The sequence below is a fragment of the Kineosporia sp. NBRC 101677 genome (assembly GCF_030269265.1).
GTDB lineage: Bacteria > Actinomycetota > Actinomycetes > Actinomycetales > Kineosporiaceae > Kineosporia > Kineosporia rhizophila.
In genome coordinates this window covers 106,802-125,919 of the sequence record NZ_BSTA01000015.1, presented here as the reverse complement: position 1 = coordinate 125,919, position 19,118 = coordinate 106,802, and the positions used below count along the sequence as shown (strand labels likewise).

The window sequence follows — 19,118 nt, the reverse complement described above, 5'->3', positions numbered from 1 at the left end:
CCTCGCAAGGAGTTTCCGTGCTCGACCCTCAGCACATCGAGGCCATCGCCGACGAGCTGTTACAGGCCGATCGTGACCACACGACCGTGCCGCTGCTCACCGCCCGGCACCCCGGCATGACGATCGAGGACGCCTACGCGGTGCAGTCGCTGTGGGCCCGGCGCCGGGCCGCGCAGGGGCACCGGGTGGTCGGGCACAAGATCGGCCTGACCTCGAAGGTGATGCAGGCCGCGACCGGGATCACCGAGCCCGACTACGGCGTGATCTTCGACGACCAGGTGTACGAGAACGGCGCGGCGGTGCCGTTCGACCACTTCTCCAACGTCCGCGTCGAGGTGGAGCTGGCCTTCGTCCTCGGCCGGCCCCTGACCGGGCCGGACGTCTCCCTGTTCGACGTCCTGGACGCCACGCGGTACGTGGTGCCGGCCCTGGAGATCCTGAACTCGCACATCGAGATGGACAACCGCACCATCGTCGACACGATCAGCGACAACGCCGCCCTGGGCGCGATCGTGCTGGGCGGGCGCCCGGTGCCGGTCGACGCGGTGGACCTGCGCTGGGTGGGAGCACTGCTCTACCGCAACCAGACGATCGAGGAGACCGGCCTCGCCGCAGCTGTTCTGAACCATCCGGCGACCGGAGTGGCCTGGCTGGCCAACAAGCTCGCCCAGCACGGCAGCGCTCTGGAGGCCGGCGAGATCGTCCTGGCCGGTTCGTTCACCCGCCCGATGTGGGTGCACCGGGGCGACACCGTGCACGCCGACTACGCAACCCTGGGAGCGATCACGTGCCGTTTCGAGTAGAGCCCGACCCCACGTTCGCCGACCGGCTGGAACAGGCCGGGCGGCCCCTGGTGGGCATGTGGGTGTGCAGCAGCAGCCCGCTGGTGGCGGAGATCTGCGCGGGCAGCAGCCTGGACTGGCTGCTGATCGACGCGGAACACAGCCCGAACGGCCTGGAGTCGATCCTGGCCCAGCTGCACGCCGTCGGGCCGAAACCGACTCTGGTCCGCGCTCCTTCGGACGATCCGGTGCTGATCAAGCAGTACCTCGACCTCGGGGTGCAGAACCTGCTGGTGCCGATGGTGGACACCCCGGCCCAGGCGGCCGGACTGGCCCGGGCCGTGGCCTACCCGCCCGAAGGGATCCGCGGTGTGGGCGGGGCCCTGGCCCGGGGTTCACGCTGGAACCGGCTGGAGGGATACCTCTCCCGGGCGCGGGACACGATCTCGTTGTTCGTGCAGATCGAGAGCGCCGAGGCGGTCGCGAACGTCGAGCAGATCGCCGCCACCCCCGGCGTGGACGGCATCTTCGTCGGCCCGTCCGACCTGGCCGCCTCCCTGGGCCTGCTGGGGCAGCAGGATCATCCCGACGTGATCGAGGCGGTCGAGACCTGTATCGCGGTCGCCGACGGGCTGGGCGTGAAGGTCGGCCTCAACGCCTTCGATCCGAGCCTGGCCCGCCGCTACCTCGCTGCCGGCGCGAACTTCATCCTGGTCGGCGCCGACGTGCACATGCTCGCGAAGGGCAGCGACGCCCTGGCCGCCACCTACCTTCAGGAGGCACCGTGACCGCCCTCCCGCGTCCCAGGAAAATCATTGCGGTGCACGTGAACTACCCCTCCAGGGCCGCTCAGCGGGGCCGCCGGCCGAGCGTCCCATCGTATTTCCTCAAACCATCCTCGTCCGTGGCGGCTTCCGGCGAGGTGATCGAACGTCCGCACGGAACCGAGCTTCTGGCCTACGAGGGTGAGGTCGCCCTCGTCATCGGACGCACCGCCCGCCGGGTGGGCCCGGAGGAAGGCTGGGCGGCGGTCGAGGCGGTCACGGCCGCGAACGACTGGGGTGTCTACGATCTGCGCGCTGCGGACAAGGGTTCGAACCTGCGCAACAAGGGCGGTGACGGGTTCACCCCCCTCGGCCCCACGCTGATCCCGGCAGCCGGTCTGGATCCGGCGAACCTGCGGGTGCGTACCTGGGTCAACGGCGAGCTCACCCAGGACGACACCACCTCGGACCTGCTGTTCCCGTTCGGGGTGCTGATCGCCGATCTGTCCCAGCTGATCACCCTCGAACCTGGAGACGTGGTGCTCACCGGTACGCCCGCCGGCTCGTCGGTCGCGGTTCCCGGCGACACGGTCGAGGTGGAGGTGGACGTTCCGGGCGGGGTTTCGACGGGTCGTCTGGTCACCCGGGTGGTCGAGGGAACGGTGCCGTTCGCGGACTTCGGGGCCCAACCACGAGTGGACGATCTGCAGCGCGCCGAGGCATGGGGGTCACCGGAGGCAGCCGGGCTGCAGCCAGTTCTCACCGACGAGCTGCGCGGACTGCTGAACGAGGTCGCCGTCGCGACCCTCAGTTCCGAACTGCGCAAGCGGGGCTACCCTCACACCAGCATCGACGGCGTTCATGCCCTGACGCCGGGCACCCGGATGATCGGCACGGCCCGTACGCTGCGGTTCGTTGCCCACCGGCCGGACCTGTTCGCTTCCCACGGCGGCGGGTACAACGCCCAGAAGCGGGCTTTCGACTCGTTGAAGAGCGGCGATGTGCTGCTGATCGAGGCCCGTGGTGATGCCACCGCCGGCACCGTCGGCGATGTCCTGGCCCTGCGCGCGCACACCCTGGGCGCGGCCGGTGTGGTCACCGACGGCGCCGTGCGGGACAGCGCTGCCGTCGCCGCCATCGGCCTGCCGGTGTTCAGCCAGGGCGCCCACCCGTCGGTGCTCGGACGCCGGCACGTGCCCTGGGAGGTCGACGCCACCATCACCTGTGGCGGCGCCGCCGTCGTGCCGGGTGACGTGGTGGTGGGCGACGACGACGGCGTGGTGGTGATCCCAGCCGCGCTGCTCGACGAGGTCGTCCGGGCTGCGGCCGAGCAGGAGGCGCAGGACGCCTGGGTGGCGGCCCAGGTCGCGGCCGGCCACCGGGTCGACGGGCTCTTCCCACCCAATGCCGAGTGGCTCGAGCGGTACCGCACCGAGAAGCAAGGTGGGCTCTGAGTCCCGCCGCCCCCCTCGTCCATTGTTTGTAAGGAGTGAAATGCCCCAGCCCACACCGGACCACCTGCCCGACCGGATCCAGCACTTCATCGACGGCGCCTTCGTGGACAGCGTCGACGGCGCGACCTTCGACGTGCTCAACCCGACCACCAACGAGGTCTACATCCAGGCCGCCTCGGGCCAGCAGGCCGACATCGACCTGGCCGCCGCCGCCGCCCGCCGGGCCTTCACCGAAGGGCCGTGGCCGAAGCTACTGCCGCGCGCCCGTTCCCGCGTGCTGCACCGGATCGCCGACCTGATCGAGGAACAGGACGAGCGCCTGGCCGAACTGGAGACCTGGGACACCGGCCTGCCGATCACCCAGGCCCTGGGTCAGGCCCGCCGGGCGGCCGAGAACTTCCGGTTCTTCGCCGACCTGACCGTGGCCCAGCGCGACGACACCTACAAGGTGCCCGGGCGGCAGGTGAACTACGTCAACCGTAAGCCCAAGGGTGTGGCCGGCCTGATCACGCCGTGGAACACCCCGTTCATGCTGGAGTCGTGGAAGCTGGCCCCGGCCCTGGCCACCGGCAACACCGTGGTGCTCAAACCGGCCGAGTTCACGCCCCTGTCGGCCTCGTTGTGGGCCGGGATCTTCCGCGCGGCGGGTGTTCCGGACGGCGTCTTCAACCTGGTCAACGGTCTGGGCGAGACGGCCGGCGACGCGCTGGTCAAGCACCCCGACGTGCCGCTGATCTCGTTCACCGGCGAAAGCCGCACCGGGCAGGTCATCTTCGCCAACGCGGCGCCGTATCTCAAGGGTCTGTCGATGGAACTGGGAGGCAAGTCCCCCGCCGTCGTCTTCGCCGATGCCGACCTCGAGGCGGCTCTCGACGCAACGGTGTTCGGCGTGTTCTCGCTCAACGGCGAGCGCTGCACCGCGGGCAGCCGGGTGCTGGTCGAGCGGTCGGTGTACGACGAGTTCGTGAGCGCCTACGCCGAGCGCGCCAGGAACGTGGTGGTCGGCGACCCGTCGGACCCGGCCACCGAGGTCGGCGCGCTGGTGCACCCGGAGCACTACGAGAAGGTGCTCGGCTACGTAGAGATCGGCAAGGGCGAGGCGCGCCTGGTGGCCGGCGGCGAGCGGCCCGCGGGCCTGGAGGACGGGAACTACGTTCAGCCGACCGTTTTCGCCGACGTGAAGCCGGAGGCGCGGATCTTCCAGGAGGAGATCTTCGGGCCGGTGGTGGCGATCACCCCGTTCGACAGCGACGAGGAGGCCCTGGAGCTGGCCAACGGCGTGAAGTACGGTCTGGCCGCCTACATCTGGACCAACGACCTCAGACGCGCCCACACCTTCGCCCAGAACGTCGAGGCCGGCATGGTCTGGCTGAACTCGAACAACGTGCGGGACCTGCGCACCCCGTTCGGCGGGGTCAAGGCCTCGGGCCTGGGCCACGAGGGCGGCTACCGATCGATCGACTTCTACACCGACCAGCAGGCCGTGCACATCTCCCTGACCGACGCCCACTCCCCCCGCTTCGGCACGTCAAAGTGAGAACATCCATGAGCGAACGTATCCCGACCCCGAAGAGCCCACCGCCGGACATCGTGCGCTGCGCCTACCTCGAACTGGTCGTGACCGACCTGGCCCGGTCCCGCGAGTTCTACGTCGACCTGCTCGGCCTGGTGGTCACCGAGGAGTCCGACGAGGCGATCTACCTGCGCACGTTCGACGAGTTCATCCATCACAACCTGGTGCTGCGGCAGGGCCCGGTCGCCGCCGTGGCCGCGTTCGCCTACCGGGTGCGCTCCCCCGAGGAGCTCGACCGGGCCGTGGACTTCTACACCGAGCTCGGCTGCCGGGTCGAACGCCGCAAGGACGGCTTCGTGCGGGGCGTGGGCGATGCGGTGCGCGTGCACGACCCGATCGGCTTCCCGATCGAGTACTTCTACGAGGTCGAGCACGTGGAACGCCTGGCCTGGGCCTACCACCTGCACAACCCGGGCGCGCTGGTCCGGCTCGACCACTTCAACCAGGTGACCCCCGACGTCCCCCGGGCCGCCGCCCACCTGGTCGACCTGGGATTCCGGGTGACCGAGGACATCGAGGACGGCGAGGGCACGGTGTACGCGGCCTGGATGCGCCGCAAGCCCACGGTGCACGACACCGCGATGACCGGGGGCGACGGCCCGCGGATGCACCACGTCGCGTTCGCCACCCATGAGAAGCACAACATCCTGGCCATCTGCGACAAGATGGGGGCGCTGCGGATCTCCGACCGGATCGAGCGCGGCCCGGGCCGGCACGGTGTGTCCAACGCGTTCTACCTGTACATCCTCGACCCCGACGGGCACCGGGTGGAGGTCTACACCCAGGACTACTGGACCGGTGACCCGGACAACCCGCTGGTGACGTGGGACGTGCACGACAACCAGCGGCGCGACTGGTGGGGCAACCCGGTGGTCCCCAGCTGGTACACCGAGGCCTCGCCGGTGCTGGACCTGGACGGTGAGCCGGTGCCGCTGCAGGCTCGCACCGACTCCAGCGAGATGGCCGTGACGATCGGCGCCGACGGGTTCTCGTACACCCGTGAGGGCGATGTGGAAAAGGGCTTCAAGCTCGGCAACCAGCTCTGACAGCTCCGACTTTCTTGGAGGACGACGATGTCCGGAAGCACGACCGAGACCGACCTGCTCGACCGGGTGACCGCCGAGGGCGGGCGGGAGATCTTCGAGCCCGCCACCGGGCAACTGCTCGGCCGGGCCCCGCAGCACAGCCCCGAAGACCTGCAGCGGGCCGTGGCCGCGGCCCGGCAGGCCCAGCCGGCCTGGGAGAAACTGGGCCACGCCGAGCGCAGCGCCCGCCTGCTGCGGATGGCCGAGCGGATCGAGGCCGTGGCCGAGCCCCTGGCCCGGCTGCTGGCCCGGGAACAGGGCAAGCCGCTGAACGGGCCGAACGCCCGGTTCGAGGTGGGCGCCTGCTCGGCCTGGCTGCGGGCCACCGCCGCCACCGTCCTGGAGGACCAGGTGGTGGTGGAGGACGAGCAGCAGGTCTCGACGCTGACCTACCGCCCGGTGGGCCTGGTGGCCGCGGTGGGCCCCTGGAACTGGCCGCTGATGATCGCGATCTGGCAGATCGCCCCCGCCCTGCGGATGGGCAACGTGGTGGTGGCCAAGCCGTCCGAGTTCACCCCGCTGAGCGTGCTGGCGCTGGTCTCGATCCTGAACGAGGAACTGCCCGAGGGGGTGCTCACCGCCCTGTCCGGCGACCGCGAACTGGGCGCCGCGCTGGTCGCCCACCCGGACGTCCGCAAGATCATGTTCACCGGCTCGACCGCCACCGGCCGGAAGATCGTCGAGGCCTCGGGCGCCAACCTGGCCCGCCTCACCCTGGAGCTCGGCGGCAACGACGCCGGGATCGTCCTGCCCGACGCCGACCCCGAGGCGATCGCCGGCGACCTGTTCTGGGGCGCCTTCATCAACACCGGGCAGACCTGCGCGGCCCTGAAGCGCCTGTACGTGCACGAGTCGATCCACGACCGGGTGGTCGAGGCACTGGCCGCGGTGGCCGCCCAGATGCCGCTCGGGCCCTCGCTCAGCGAGGAGAGCGTGCTGGGGCCGGTGCAGAACTCGATGCAGTTCGACATCGTGGCCGGGCTGGTCCAGGACGCCCGCGAGCGCGGCGCCACCATCGTCACCGGCGGCGCCCCGGCCACCGAGCTGGGCCCGCTGTTCTACCCGATCACCCTGGTCACCGGGCTGGGCGACGGCGCCCCGCTGGTGGATCAGGAACAGTTCGGCCCGGCCCTGCCGATCATCCGCTACACCGAGGTGGAGGACGCGATCGCCAGCGCCAACCGCCTCGACGTGGGCCTGGGCGCCTCGGTCTGGAGCAGCGACCCGCAGCGGGCGCAGGCGGTGGCCGACCAGCTCGAGGCCGGTACGGTCTGGATCAACGGGCACGGCGGGGTGCACCCGATGGCCCCGTTCGGCGGGGTCAAGTCGTCCGGGTACGGGCTCGAGTTCGGCGTCGAGGGCCTGAAGGCGGTGGCCGTGCCCAAGGTGGTGAGTGTGCCGAAGACGGTCATCCAGCCGACGGCCTGAGCCGCAGCCGGGCCAGGAACTCCTCGAGCTGGGCGAGCTGGCGTTCCGGGGTCGCGTACCCGGGCGCCAGCACGGCCTCGATCTGCAGGCCCAGCAGGAACGAGGCGAGGGCGTCGACCGTGGCGGCCCCGGCCGCCCCGGCGACCACCTCGCCCTCGGCCTCGGCCTCGTCCAGCCGCGCCGTCATCTCGGCCCGCCAGCGCTGCTGGATCTCGGCGTGCAGGGCGGCCTTCTCGGGGGAGTTCAGGGCCTGCTGCCAGAAGTTGATCACCAGCCGGGCCTCGGCCCGGCGCTCCTCGTCCAGCGGCATGATCTCCAGGCACAGCGTGCGCAGCCCGCCCAGGCCGTGCCGGTGTGCGTCGGCCCGGTCGGCCCGGCGGTTGGTGGCGTCCACCACGTACTCGAAGGCGGCGGTGAGGGCCGCCTCCTTGCTGGGGAAGTAGTAACGCAGAGCGCCGTTCGAGGTGCCGGAGACCTCGGCGATGCGGCGGGTGGTGACCGCCTGGATGCCCTCCTCGGCGATCAGCCGCCAGACCAGCTCGACGATCTGCCGGCGGCGCTCGTCGTGGTCAACGATCTTCGGCACTACGCCGGGCCCTTCTCTTGCCTGACACCTCCGTTCCACCCTAGGCCAGCGACCCCGGGTCCGGACCGCTGGGCTACCGATCCGGGATTTACCTCGACGTAACAGCCCAGGGTCTTTATTTTGTACATCTGTTGATTTTACTTGCTCCGTAGCCCACCCCCTCCCCCGGCAGTGGTTCGCTCGCAAAGGAAATCCCCGTGACAGACCTCGCTCCACGACATCCCCTCGCCCCCGTTACGGAGGCCGAGATCCAGGCCGTCCGGGCCGCTCTCGACCACCACGAACTGCTCAGTGAAGAAACCTGTTTCGTCTACGTCGGCCTCGAAGAACCGGCCAAGGCGCAGGTCCTGGCCTGGAACGCGGACGAGAGCGCCACCCGCCGTTTCCGCGCGCTCCTCCTCGACGTGCGAACCCAGGTCTCCCGCGACGTCCTGGTCGATCTCCCCTCCGGTACCGTGGTTTCCGAGGTCACCCTCGACCCGGCGACCACCGGCCACCTGCCCGTCCTGGACGAGGAGTTCGAGCTCGTCGAGCAGCTCCTGAGCAAGGACGAACGCTGGCTGGCCGCGATCGAGGCCCGCGGCCTGGACATCGAGAAGGTCCGGGTGGCACCGCTCTCGGCCGGGGTCTACGCCGACGAGTACCCCGACGAGGCCGGTCGCCGCGTGCTGCGCGGGCTGGCCTTCTACCAGGAGCACCCGGCCGACTCCGCCTGGGCCCACCCGATCGACAACCTGCTCGCCTACGTGGACACCATGAACCACGTGGTCGACCAGGTGATCGACTACGGCGCCGTCGCCCTGCCGGCCGAGTCCGGCAACTACGACGACCCGGCAGTGAGCGGGCCGCCGCGCACCACCCAGAAACCGCTGCACATCACCCAGCCCGAGGGTTCCAGCCTCAGCATCGACGAGGACAACCTGCTCACCTGGGAGAAGTGGTCCCTGCGGGTCGGTTTCGACGCTCGTGAAGGGCTGGTCCTGCACCAGATCGGGTTCGACGAGGGCCAGGGCCCGCGCTCGATCATCCACCGGGCCTCGATCAGCGAGATGGTGGTGCCCTACGCCGACCCGGCCCCGGTGCGCTCCTGGCAGAACTACTTCGACACCGGCGAGTACCTGGTCGGCCGCTACGCCAACGCCCTGGAACTGGGGTGCGACTGCCTCGGCGAGATCACCTATCTGGACGCGGTGATCGCCGACGACCAGGGCCGGCCCAAGACCCTGCCCAACGCGATCTGCATCCACGAGGAGGACTTCGGCATCCTCTGGAAGCACACCGACCTGTGGTCCGGCTCGCGCCACACCCGCCGCCAGCGCCGGCTCGTGGTCTCTTTCTTCACCACCATCGGCAACTACGACTACGGCTTCTACTGGTACCTCTACCTCGACGGCACCATCGAGTTCGAGGCCAAGGCCACCGGAATCGTCTTCACCAGCGCCCACCCGGGCGGCGACTACCCCTACGCCAGCGAGATCGCCCCCGGCCTGGGCGCCCCCTTCCACCAGCACCTGTTCAGCGCCCGTCTGGACATGGCGGTGGACGGTGTGGGCAACCGGGTCGAGGAGATCGACGCGGTGCGCGTGCCCAAGGGCCCGGAGAACCCGCGCGGCAACGCCTTCCGCACCCAGGCCACCGTTCTGGCCCGCGAGTCCCAGGCCCGCCGCGACGCCGACCCGGGAAAGAACCGGGTGTGGCACGTCAGCAACCCCGAAAAACTCAACCGGCTGGGGCGTCCCGTCGCCTACGCGCTCATCCCCGAGGGCCTGCCCACCCTGCTGGCCGACCCCGAGTCGTCGGTGGCCGCCCGCGCCGCCTTCGCCACCCAGCACCTCTGGGTGACCCAGTACGACCCCGCCGAACGGTACGCCGCCGGGGACTTCGTGAACCAGCACCCCGGCCAGGCCGGCCTGCCCACCTACACCGCCCAGGACCGCGAACTCGACAACCAGGACCTGGTGCTCTGGCACACCTTCGGCCTGACCCACACCCCGCGTCCGGAGGACTGGCCGATCATGCCGGTCGACTACACCGGATTCACGCTGAAACCGGTCGGCTTCTTCGACCGCAACCCGACCCTCGACGTCCCCGCATCTTCCGCCGGCCACTGTGGCCCAGCGTCCTCTGGTAGTTGCCATGACTGAACTGACCGAAAAGAAGCTGACCGGCACCCTCGGCCCCGGCGCGATCGTCTTCATGGTCGTGGCCGCGGCCGCACCCCTGACGGTCGTGGCCGGCAGTGTGCCGCTGGGCATGGCCCTGGGCAACGGCGCCGGCTACCCCGCCATGTACACCGCCGCGGCCGTCATCCTCGCGCTCTTCGCAGTCGGTTTCGTGGCCATGGCCCGCCACGTGCCCAACGCCGGCGCCTTCTACTCCTACGTCGAGCAGGGCCTGGGACGAGGGGCCGGACTCGGCGCCGCGTTCCTGGCCCTGGTCACCTACACGGCCGTGCAGGGCGCGGTCTACGGCTACCTCGGCTTCGCCGTCAACGAACTGCTCGTCTCCTACGGCGTCCCCTCCCTGCCCTGGTGGCTGTGGACCCTGGTCGCGATCGCGATCACCGGCCTGCTCGGCTACCGCCACATCGACCTCTCCGGAAAGGTTCTCGGCGTCCTGCTGATCGCCGAGATCGCCATCGTGCTCCTGCTCGACCTCGCCGTGGTGGTCAAGGGCGGCAGCGACACCGAAGGCTTCTCCACCGGGGTGTTCCAGCCCGACACCCTGACCTCCGGAGCCCCCGGCATCGGCCTGATGTTCGCGATCGCCGGGTTCATCGGCTTCGAGGCCACCGCCGTGTTCCGCGACGAGGCCCGCGACCCCGACCGCACCATCCCGCGCGCCACCTACGCGGCGCTGGCCGTGATCGGCACCTTCTACTCGGTGTCGGCCTGGGCCGTGATCAGCGGCTGGGGCGAGAACGCAGCCGTGGCCGAGGCCAACGCCAACCCCGGCACCATGGTCGCCACCACCACCGAGAACTACCTGGGCTCGGCCGCCGGCGACGTGGTGCAGGTGCTGCTGGTCTCCAGCCTGTTCGCCTGCGTGCTCTCCTTCCACAACGTGCTCTCGCGTTACCTTTTCGCCCTCGGCAACGCCGCCGTGCTGCCCTCGCGGCTGGGCAGCAGCCATGCCCGCCACCACTCACCGCACATCAGCTCGATCGCCCAGACCGTCACGGCCGCCCTGCTCCTGCTGCTCCTGGCCGGGGCCGGCCTGGACCCGGTGGCCGAGGTCTTCGCCTGGCTCTCCGGCGCCGCGACCCTGGGCATCCTGATGCTGATGTTCCTGACCAGCGTGGCCGTGCTGCTGTGGTTCCGCCGGTCCCGGGCCGACACCCGCGTCTGGCAGACCCGCATCGCCCCCGGCCTGGGCCTGCTCGGCCTGGCCGTCTGCCTGGTGATCACCGTGCAGAACATGCCGCTGCTGGTCGGCGGTTCCACCACCCTGGCCGTGGTGATCGACGCGGTGCTGGTGCTGTCGGTGGTGGCCGGACTCGTCCTGGCCGCCCTTCGGCCCACGGCCAGCACCACCCTGCTCGGGAAGCTTGAGTGAACCATCGCACCGTCGCGGCCCTGGCCGCAGCGGGTGGGGCGGCACATCTGCTGATGCTGCTGCCCCACCCGGGGTTCTCCCCTCACTCCGTGCTCTTCACCGCCATGTCGCTGGCCTGCCTCACCTGCGCCGCGCACCTGTGGCGCAGCAACGAAGGACTGGGCCTGGCCGCCCTCATGGCCGCCGCGATGATCGTGCTGCACCTGGGCCACCTCTTCGCCGTGACCGCCCCTTTCGAGGCCACAGTCACCCATCACACGGTGATCCCGGTCGGCGGGCACACACACGGCGACTCGCTCGCCGTCCTGGTCCCGCTGATCCCGGAGTTCGCCGTGCTGGCCCTCACCGGGCCGCTGTTGCGGCGGCGCACGGAACTCAACTGAGAAAGACCGCCAACTGCTCGTCGGTCCTGATGTTCTGCACCGCTGAAACGAAACCAGCCGCGTTCTCGAGGTGGTGACGGGCCCCGTCCCGCTGGGCCAACCCCTGCAGCAGCGAGGTGGCCAGGTCGGTCTCCCGGGCCGGATACCCGTAGGGCTCGGTGGTCACGGCGGTCAGTTCATCACCGTTCTCCAGCACGACGTGCAGCATCTCCGGCTCGCGGGGGCTCCACAGCGCTACTGCCGCCAGCAGCAGACCCACACCCCAGGAGATGAGCCACGGGAACTTGATGCCTGGCTCAGCCACCAGTACCTGCAGTCCGCGCACCTCGTCCCAGCTGTAGTGCCGCTCCGCGGATCCGTGAGCCCAGGAAACGAGTCCGGCTGGAGATATTTCGATACCCGGCCCCTCCGGCGCCGGTGGGGCGCCGAGCCAGACCTTGTCCTCCTTGGCCGCGAACAGCCCCGCCTTCATCGTGACCCCACCGTGTCTCGTTCGTCAGTGGGGGCGGTGTCGGCGGCGCGGGCGATGAAGGCGGCGACGCAGGTGCACAGCAGCGGGACCACCAGGGCCGTGCGCAGGCCGTAGTGCTCGCCGAGGAAGCCCAGGAGCGGCGGGCCGACGAGGAAGGCGACGTAGCCGAGGGTTGCCACCAGGGAGACGCGGGCGGCGGAGTTCGGCCCGGAGTCGCCGGCCGCGGACAGGGCCACGGGGAAGCCGAGGGAGGCACCGAGGCCCCACAGCACCACGCCCACGGCAGCCAGCACCTGGCTGTCGGGGAACGACACCAAAGACAGGCCCACTGCGGCGAAGATCGCGCTGACGGTGAGCACGCGGCCGCGACCGTAGCGGGTGATGAAACCCCCGCCGACGAACCGGCCGATGGTCATGGCGGCGGCGAACGTAGCGAAGATGGCCGAGCCCAGCGCCTCGTCGAAACCGTGGCCGTCGACCATGAGCAGCGGCAGCCAGTCGTTGGCCGTCCCCTCGGCCAACGCCATGGCCAGGACGATGCCGCCGATGAGCAGCAGCCTGCTGTCTTTCCACACGGCCGGGGAACCGACCGACGTGTCCCCGCCACCGACGTCCGTTGTTGGAACCCCACGCACCGCCTTACCGGTACCCGCCGGGATCAACCGGATCGCCCAGACGAAAAGCCCCAGGGCCAGCGCCCCCGCGATGCACAGGTGCCAGACCACGGGGAAGTCCAGCGCCGTGGCCGCGATGCCGAACAGCGCACCGACGAACGTGCCCAGGCTGAAGCAACCGTGCAGCACTGGAAGGAACGGCTTACCCGTTTCCTGTTCCACGTCGGCGCCTTCGATGTTCATGGCTACCTCGCCGCCACCGACCCCGGCGCCGAACAGGAACAGCCCCGCTGTCACCACCGGGGGCTGATCGATCGCGGCCCCCAGGGCGATGGTGGGCAGACTGGCCACGATGCCGATGGTGCCCACCGCGATCACCGGGCGCGCACCGAGCCTGAGCACCAGGGCGCCGGAGGACAGGATGCCGACCATCGAGCCCACCGACAGGCCGAAGAGCACCAGGCCCATCTCCTGGGTGGAGGCGCCCAGCGCGTCGCGGATGGCCGGGGTCCGGGTCACCCAGGAGGCGATACCGATCCCGGGGAGGAAGAACAGGGCGAACAGTGCCCAGCGGCGCTGGGCGATCGTCTTTGACACAACTCTCCAGAACCGCTCACGGACGTCTGCCGCAGCGGTGTGTACGTAAGTCCACACTTGTCTGTACTAAGGTACACACTTCAGGACGGCAGTTGAAGGCTCGGTTTCCGGCGGACGGTGAGGCATGGGTGGAGCCAGACGGGTACCGAACGACCCTGAGCGCAGGGCTCGGATCATCGCCGCGGCGCTCCAGGTCATCGTCGAGCAGGGCGTGCACAGGACGACGCACCGCCGGATAGCGGCCGCCGCGGACGTGCCCCTGGGCTCGCTCACCTACTACTTCGACGATCTGACGGCCATCCTCGAGGAGGCCTTCAACCACCTGTACGTGACCTGGGCCGCGAACGTCCGGCGCGACCTGCAGGCGGCCGGCACCCGGGAGCAGGCCACCGAGGTCCTGATCAACCTGATCTGCGGGGTCGGGCACGCCTCACCGGCCGACGTCACCGCCCTGATCGAGATGTACTCCTTCGGCAACTACAACGAGGCCGTGAGGAAACTGCTCCGTGACTGGCTCTTCGTCACCCGGGTGAGCCTCTCCCAGCACTTCTCCCCCTCAACGGCGCTGGCCCTCGACGTCCTGCTCGAGGGCTGGCCGCTCCAACGCGTCTTCGAGGGCCGGACACCCGACCGGAGCCTGGTCGAGCGCACCGTGAAGGCCGTGATCGCAGCCCACGAACCGGCCGAGAGCGAGCGACCGCGCCCCTGAAAGGTCTTTCACACCCGAGGGTCGATGTGCATCTTCGGCCCCGACGTATCATTCGGCCGCCACCCGCCCAGCACGTCGCCGGCCCGATCCAGCCCCACCGTGGCCGCCACCAGCGGGCGCGGATCCACCGAGCCGTCAGCATAGGCCGCGACCGCGCCGGCCAGTCCCGCCGAAGCACCGAGGATCCCCACCGCCGTCACGTCCCGCAGCACCAGATCGCGGGTGTCGATCGTGCTGGGCACCCCGGCCAGACCGATGTAGACCACCCGGCGGCCCGGCTCGACCAGATCCAGCGCCAGGGCCGGCAGCGCCGCCGCGTTGGTCGCGTCGATCACGCCGTCCCACTCCAGTTCGGGCAACGAGTCCCTGGTCCAGGCCTGCTCGAGACCCGGCGCTTCGTACTGCCCGAGCAGGTGCACGTCGATACCCTGGGCCCGGGCGAAATGAGCAGCCAGCAGACCGATCGCCCCGGTGCCGAGAACCAGCAGACGCTCGCCCGCCTGCACCTGCGCCGCGTTCACCGCCCGCCAGGCGTTGCCACCCGGTTCCACCATGGCCCCGGCCGTGGCGTCGACCTCGTCCGGCAGTTCGAGCAGCGCGTTGACCGGAACCACCAACTGCTCCGCCAGGGCGCCGTGAAAGGGCCCCTGGATGCCGATCTCGGCCCGCTCGGCGCAGACGTGGTGCCGCCCGGCCCGGCAGCGGCGACAGTGCCCGCAGCCGAGCATGGTGTCACCGGTGACCCGGCGCCCGATCCAGCTCCCCGGCACACCTGCGCCGACCGAGGCCACCCGGCCGCACCACTCGTGGCCCAGCCGCACCGGGTAACGGGCGACACCGGTGTGCAGGTAGGCCATCTCGCCGGTGAAGAACTCCACGTCGGTGCCGCAGACCCCGACCCGCTCCACGTCCACGACCACCTGTCCCGGCGCCGCGACCGGCGCCGGGACCTCCTGCACTTCCGCCTGGCCCGGTCCGGTGAGAACCAGAGCCCGCATCACCGGGGGCCGAGCACGTTCTGCCGCTGCGAACCCAGCCCCTGGATGCCCAGTTCCATCACATCGCCCGGCTGCAGCCAGATCTGCGGGTCGTGGCCCATCCCGACGCCGGGCGGGGTGCCGGTGTTGATCAGGTCGCCGGGCTCCAGAACCATGAACTGGCTGAGGTGGTGCACGATGAAGTACGGGTCGAAGACCATCGTGGCGGTGCTGCCGGTCTGCCGCCGCACCCCGTTCAGGTCCAGCCACAGGTCCAGGTCGTTCACGTCGGCGATCTCGTCGGGGGTGACCAGCCAGGGCCCGGCCGGGTTGAACGTCTCGGCCGACTTGCCCTTGCTCCACTGCCCACCGCGCTCCATCTGGAACGCCCGCTCGCTCACGTCGTTCACCACCACGTACCCGGCGATCACGTTCTTGGCGTCCTCGACGCTGTCCAGGTAGGAGGTGCGGGCCCCGATCACGATGCCCAGCTCCACCTCCCAGTCGGTCTTGGCCGAGCCGCGGGGGATGCGCACGTCGTCGTTCGGGCCGACCAGGGTGTTGGGCGACTTGGTGAACAGGATCGGCTCGGCCGGCACGGCCTGGCCGGTCTCGGCCGCGTGGTCGCTGTAGTTCAGCCCGATGCAGAGGATCTGGTGCGGCCGGGCGATCGGGGCGCCGATCCGCTCGTCCGCGAAACCCCGCACGGCACCGGCAGCGATCCGCTCGGCCACCGCGGCGGCGATACCCGCAGCGCCACCGGCCCCGAAGAACTTCTCGTCGAAGTCGGGGACCAGGTCGGAGACGTCCACATAGGTGTCCTCGTCGACGCGGACAACGGGCTTCTCGGCGCCAGGGGCTCCGATCCTCATGAGATACACGGATTCTCCGATGGTTTCGACAAGAAGCAAGAATGTGGACCACGCCCCCGGCGCGGGTCGTCCCAGGAGTTACCATAGCCACGTTCCACCGTTGGATGAAGTGTTCCAATAGCTGGAAGGTGGCCCATGGCCCTGCGCAGTGCCGCGTGGTACGCCGGCGACGACCGCAACGCCTACATCCACCGCGCCTGGATGCGCCGCGGGGTACCCGACAAGGCCTTCGAACGCCCACAGATCGCGATCGCGAACACCGCCTCCGACCTGACGCCCTGCAACGCACATCTGGGTGAGGTCGCGCAGTCGGTCAAGAACGGCATCTACGAGGCCGGCGGTATCCCTCTGGAACTGCCCGTGGTCTCCCTCGGCGAGACCAACGTCCGGCCCACCGCCATGCTGTGGCGCAACATGGCCGCCATGGCCACCGAAGAGATGCTGCGGGCCAACCCGATCGACGCGGTGGTGCTGCTCGGCGGGTGCGACAAGACCATCCCCTCCCTGCTCATGGCCGCGGCCTCGGTGAACCTGCCCGCCCTGGTGGTGCCCGGCGGGCCGATGCTCACCGGCACCTTCCGCGGTGTCCCGCTGGGCTGCGGCACCGACGTCTGGCGCCTCAGCGAAGAAGTCCGGGCGGGCACCCTGTCCCAGGCCGACTTCCTGAAGTCCGAGCAGGCCACCATCCGCAGCCCGGGTCACTGCAACACGATGGGCACCGCCAGCACGATGGGCCTGCTGGCCGAGGCACTGGGCACCGTTCTGCCCGGCACCGCCGGCACTCCGGCACCCGACAGCCGCCTCAAGGTCGCCGCCCACGAAAGTGGCAGACTGGCAGTAGAACTCGTCACCGCAGGCCGCAGGCCCAGCGACATCCTCACCCGCGCCTCGTTCCACAACGCGATCATCACGCTGGCTGCCATCGGCGGCTCCACCAACGCCGTGGTGCACCTGCTGGCCATCGCCGGCCGCCTCGGATTAGACCTGACCCTGGACGACTTCGACCGGATCGGCTCGCAGGTGCCCCTTCTGGTCGACCTGGCTCCCGCGGGCCGGTTCCTGATGGAGGACTTCCACCGGGCCGGGGGCCTGCCGGCCGTGCTGCGGGAGGTACGCGACCTGCTCGACCCGGCGGGGCTCACGGTCACCGGGCGACCGCTGGTGGACTACCTCGACGAGGCCCCGATCTGGGACACCGAGGTAATCCGTCCCCGCCAGGAACCGCTGCTCACCGAGGGCGGAATCGCCGTCCTGCGGGGCAATCTCGCCCCCTCCGGCGCAGTGGTCAAACCCGCCGCCGCCTCGGCCCACCTTCTGCAGCACCGCGGCCGCGCCGTGGTCTTCGACTCCATCGAAGACTTCCACGCCCGCGTCGACGACCCGGAGCTGGACGTGGACGCCGACTCGGTGATGGTGCTGCGCGGGTGTGGGCCCAAGGGCTACCCCGGCATGCCCGAGGTCTCCAACATGCCGCTGCCCAAGAAGCTGCTGGAGAAGGGCGTACGTGACGTGGTGCGCATCTGTGACGGCCGGATGAGCGGAACCGCCTACGGCACCGTGGTTCTGCACGTCGCCCCAGAAGCCGCCGCCGGAGGCCCGCTGGCCCTGGTGCGCAACGGCGACTGGATCGAACTCGACGTGCCCGGCCGCCGTCTCACCCTCGACGTGCCCGACAGCGAACTGGCCACCCGCACCCCCAGCACCGAAGCGGCCGCCGCCTACGCGGCCCCCCAGCGCGGCTGGCAGAAACTCTACGTCGACCACGTCATGCAGGCCGACACCGGCGCCGACCTCGACTTCCTCACCGGTTCCAGCGGACCGGAGGTGGGCCGCGAGTCCCACTAGGTTCGCTGTCGCCCGGTTCAGCGCATCTCTCGTGTCCGGATCTCGATCAGAGACGCCTCGTGCACGGTCAGCAGCGGGGTCCCGGTGCGCGGGCGTACCCGAGGATCGACGAGCACCTCCGAGTCCGGCCCCCAGGCAAAAGCCTTCAGCCACAGGCCTTCGGCGAGTATCCGGCGACTGAACGGAGCAAGGTCGATCTCCAGTTCGCGGCCGGACCAGAACTGCTCGGCGATCAGCTCGGGCCCCGCGTAGAGCCTCAGAACGTCTCCGGTCCAGGCGAGCCGCAGCATCAACGGTCCGGCGCGTTCCAGCAGTCCGGGCGGAATCGGCACCGAAACGGCTTCCAGACTCTCGAAGTCCTCGTCGCAAGGGGCCGAGAACTGTTTCTGCAAGTCGTTTCTGCGCGCCGGGGCCGGCACCGCCACGGGAAAGACCGGAATCGCCAACGGGTGAACGACATCGCCACCAGGTACGCGGTAGCGGGTGAACACCGAACCCTCGCCCTCGTGCGTCACTCCTTGGGCGAGCGCCGGGAACACGTCCAGAGGACGATCCCGCTCGGAAACGACGGCGTGGAAACCGCCGTCGAACCAGCCGTCCCCGGCCCAGACCACCAGCCTTTCCCGGCCGGCCACCTCTCCCTTCCGGACGGCCTCGGCCGTGGCCTCGTCCAGGAAGACCAGCGTCGTCATACCGATCCAGATCTCGCAGTTCTGACCGGGTTCGCGCTGCGGTCGCACGATCAGGCCGCCTTCGGCCGGCTCCACGTCAGCGTGCAGCACCCAGTCGGCATCGACACCTTCGACGAACAGTTCGACGTCGATGCCGGGCGTGGCCGCGAACAGGACGTAGGTCTCGTCGGCGACCTCGAGTTCGGTGATCGGCTGGGCCGTGACCGTGAGGGCCGGGATGTCGTTGAAGCGCTGGCGCAGCGGCCAGGCGAAACAGCTGCGGGAGCGGATTTTCACAGCAGGGAGCGCGATGCGGCGCTCAGCGAACTGCACCTCGAACTGAACGTCCCGTGGTCCGCGCTGGTTACTGACGAACAGATAGCCACGTTCGGCGTCGGCCCGGGCCACCCAGCGAAGGTCGTCTCCCGGCTCCGGCAGTATCGCCGGCAATTCGGCGAGGTGGGCGCCGTAGGTCTGTCGGAACAACTGCTGGATGCGCAGTTTTCCGACGTGCTCGGTCCGAGTCGGGTACGACCCCGGCCACGACGAGCCGATCGCGGTGCTCGCCAGCGCGAGTGCGGCCACACGGTCGGGACCAACCAGAGGACGCCGGTGGTAGGCAACCCGCATTTCCTCGGCTGCTTCGCTGGTCACCAACGATGCCGACACCCCCAGAGCCTCGGCAATCGCGCCCGGCGGCACGGGTCCCGCCGGTTCTGGGGCCGGTCTGAGCACTCTTCGTGGAAATCGT

At 69.9% G+C, this 19,118-nt stretch carries 17 protein-coding genes; 11 read left to right on the top strand and 6 right to left on the bottom strand.

Features of this window, described 5'->3' with window-relative positions:
• Positions 1 to 17 precede the first annotated feature (17 nt).
• The 6 genes from hpaH to QSK18_RS32205 are packed head-to-tail and all read left to right on the top strand — an operon-like array spanning position 18 to position 7,086.
• Positions 18 to 803 carry a 2-oxo-hept-4-ene-1,7-dioate hydratase gene (gene hpaH, locus QSK18_RS32230; protein ID WP_285627021.1) on the top strand — a complete coding sequence of 262 codons (786 nt, stop codon included), beginning with the start codon at positions 18 to 20 and terminating at the stop codon, positions 801 to 803.
• A complete protein-coding gene (locus QSK18_RS32225; protein ID WP_285627018.1) occupies positions 788 to 1,570 on the top strand; it encodes an HpcH/HpaI aldolase family protein in 783 nt (260 codons plus the stop codon). The genes hpaH and QSK18_RS32225 overlap by 16 nt, the downstream gene beginning before the upstream one ends.
• Positions 1,567 to 3,000: a fumarylacetoacetate hydrolase family protein gene (locus QSK18_RS32220; RefSeq protein ID WP_285627015.1), complete on the top strand. Its 1,434-nt coding sequence runs from the start codon at positions 1,567 to 1,569 to the stop codon at positions 2,998 to 3,000. Before QSK18_RS32225 ends, QSK18_RS32220 begins: the two co-directional genes overlap by 4 nt.
• A gap of 40 nt (positions 3,001 to 3,040) precedes the next feature.
• Positions 3,041 to 4,537, top strand: a complete 1,497-nt coding sequence (gene hpaE / locus QSK18_RS32215; RefSeq protein WP_285627012.1) for a 5-carboxymethyl-2-hydroxymuconate semialdehyde dehydrogenase — start codon at positions 3,041 to 3,043, stop codon at positions 4,535 to 4,537.
• Between the two features lie 8 nt (positions 4,538 to 4,545).
• Entirely contained in the window at positions 4,546 to 5,619 is a 1,074-nt protein-coding gene (gene hpaD / locus QSK18_RS32210) for a 3,4-dihydroxyphenylacetate 2,3-dioxygenase (protein WP_232813342.1), read from the top strand.
• Between the two features lie 27 nt (positions 5,620 to 5,646).
• Positions 5,647 to 7,086: an aldehyde dehydrogenase family protein gene (locus QSK18_RS32205; protein WP_232813341.1), complete on the top strand. Its 1,440-nt coding sequence runs from the start codon at positions 5,647 to 5,649 to the stop codon at positions 7,084 to 7,086.
• Here QSK18_RS32205 and QSK18_RS32200 read toward each other — a convergent pair.
• The gene (locus tag QSK18_RS32200; protein WP_285627008.1) at positions 7,067 to 7,672 is read right to left on the bottom strand and encodes a TetR/AcrR family transcriptional regulator; all 606 of its coding nucleotides are present in this window, start codon (positions 7,670 to 7,672) and stop codon (positions 7,067 to 7,069) included. The genes QSK18_RS32205 and QSK18_RS32200 overlap by 20 nt on opposite strands.
• 197 nt (positions 7,673 to 7,869) lie before the next feature.
• Here QSK18_RS32200 and QSK18_RS32195 point away from each other — a divergent pair, with 197 nt between their 5' ends.
• From QSK18_RS32195 to QSK18_RS32185, 3 genes are read left to right on the top strand one after another with little or no spacing between them, the layout of a single operon-like run.
• A complete protein-coding gene (locus QSK18_RS32195; RefSeq protein WP_285627005.1) occupies positions 7,870 to 9,816 on the top strand; it encodes a primary-amine oxidase in 1,947 nt (648 codons plus the stop codon).
• Positions 9,809 to 11,227 (top strand): APC family permease, encoded by a 1,419-nt coding sequence (locus QSK18_RS32190; RefSeq protein ID WP_285627002.1) that lies wholly within the window; start codon positions 9,809 to 9,811, stop codon positions 11,225 to 11,227. The genes QSK18_RS32195 and QSK18_RS32190 overlap by 8 nt, the downstream gene beginning before the upstream one ends.
• Positions 11,224 to 11,610: a hypothetical protein gene (locus QSK18_RS32185; protein ID WP_232813337.1), complete on the top strand. Its 387-nt coding sequence runs from the start codon at positions 11,224 to 11,226 to the stop codon at positions 11,608 to 11,610. Before QSK18_RS32190 ends, QSK18_RS32185 begins: the two co-directional genes overlap by 4 nt.
• On the opposite strand, the gene QSK18_RS32180 is transcribed toward QSK18_RS32185, so the two are convergent.
• Together QSK18_RS32180 and QSK18_RS32175 are read right to left on the bottom strand one after the other, a co-directional pair.
• Positions 11,603 to 12,082 (bottom strand): hypothetical protein, encoded by a 480-nt coding sequence (locus QSK18_RS32180; RefSeq protein ID WP_232813336.1) that lies wholly within the window; start codon positions 12,080 to 12,082, stop codon positions 11,603 to 11,605. The two genes, QSK18_RS32185 and QSK18_RS32180, sit on opposite strands and share 8 nt — an antisense overlap.
• Positions 12,079 to 13,293, bottom strand: coding sequence for an MFS transporter (locus tag QSK18_RS32175; protein ID WP_232813335.1), 1,215 nt, complete (start codon positions 13,291 to 13,293; stop codon positions 12,079 to 12,081). The genes QSK18_RS32180 and QSK18_RS32175 overlap by 4 nt, the downstream gene beginning before the upstream one ends.
• Positions 13,294 to 13,417: 124 nt before the next feature.
• Here QSK18_RS32175 and QSK18_RS32170 point away from each other — a divergent pair, with 124 nt between their 5' ends.
• Positions 13,418 to 14,002 carry a TetR/AcrR family transcriptional regulator gene (locus QSK18_RS32170; protein ID WP_285626998.1) on the top strand — a complete coding sequence of 195 codons (585 nt, stop codon included), beginning with the start codon at positions 13,418 to 13,420 and terminating at the stop codon, positions 14,000 to 14,002.
• Positions 14,003 to 14,010: 8 nt separating this feature from the next.
• Here QSK18_RS32170 and QSK18_RS32165 read toward each other — a convergent pair whose 3' ends face one another.
• On the bottom strand, positions 14,011 to 15,000 hold the full coding sequence (locus QSK18_RS32165; RefSeq protein ID WP_285626995.1) for a zinc-dependent alcohol dehydrogenase: 990 nt from the start codon (positions 14,998 to 15,000) through the stop codon (positions 14,011 to 14,013).
• Positions 15,000 to 15,860: a fumarylacetoacetate hydrolase family protein gene (locus tag QSK18_RS32160; RefSeq protein ID WP_352396700.1), complete on the bottom strand. Its 861-nt coding sequence runs from the start codon at positions 15,858 to 15,860 to the stop codon at positions 15,000 to 15,002. The genes QSK18_RS32165 and QSK18_RS32160 overlap by 1 nt, the downstream gene beginning before the upstream one ends.
• Positions 15,861 to 15,986: 126 nt before the next feature.
• Between QSK18_RS32160 and QSK18_RS32155 the strand changes: the two genes are divergently transcribed.
• Positions 15,987 to 17,696 carry an IlvD/Edd family dehydratase gene (locus tag QSK18_RS32155; RefSeq protein ID WP_285626991.1) on the top strand — a complete coding sequence of 570 codons (1,710 nt, stop codon included), beginning with the start codon at positions 15,987 to 15,989 and terminating at the stop codon, positions 17,694 to 17,696.
• Between the two features lie 17 nt (positions 17,697 to 17,713).
• Here the strand turns inward: QSK18_RS32155 and QSK18_RS32150 are convergent, their stop codons facing one another.
• A complete protein-coding gene (locus QSK18_RS32150) occupies positions 17,714 to 19,069 on the bottom strand; it encodes a hypothetical protein (RefSeq protein WP_285626988.1) in 1,356 nt (451 codons plus the stop codon).
• Positions 19,070 to 19,118: the final 49 nt, after the last annotated feature.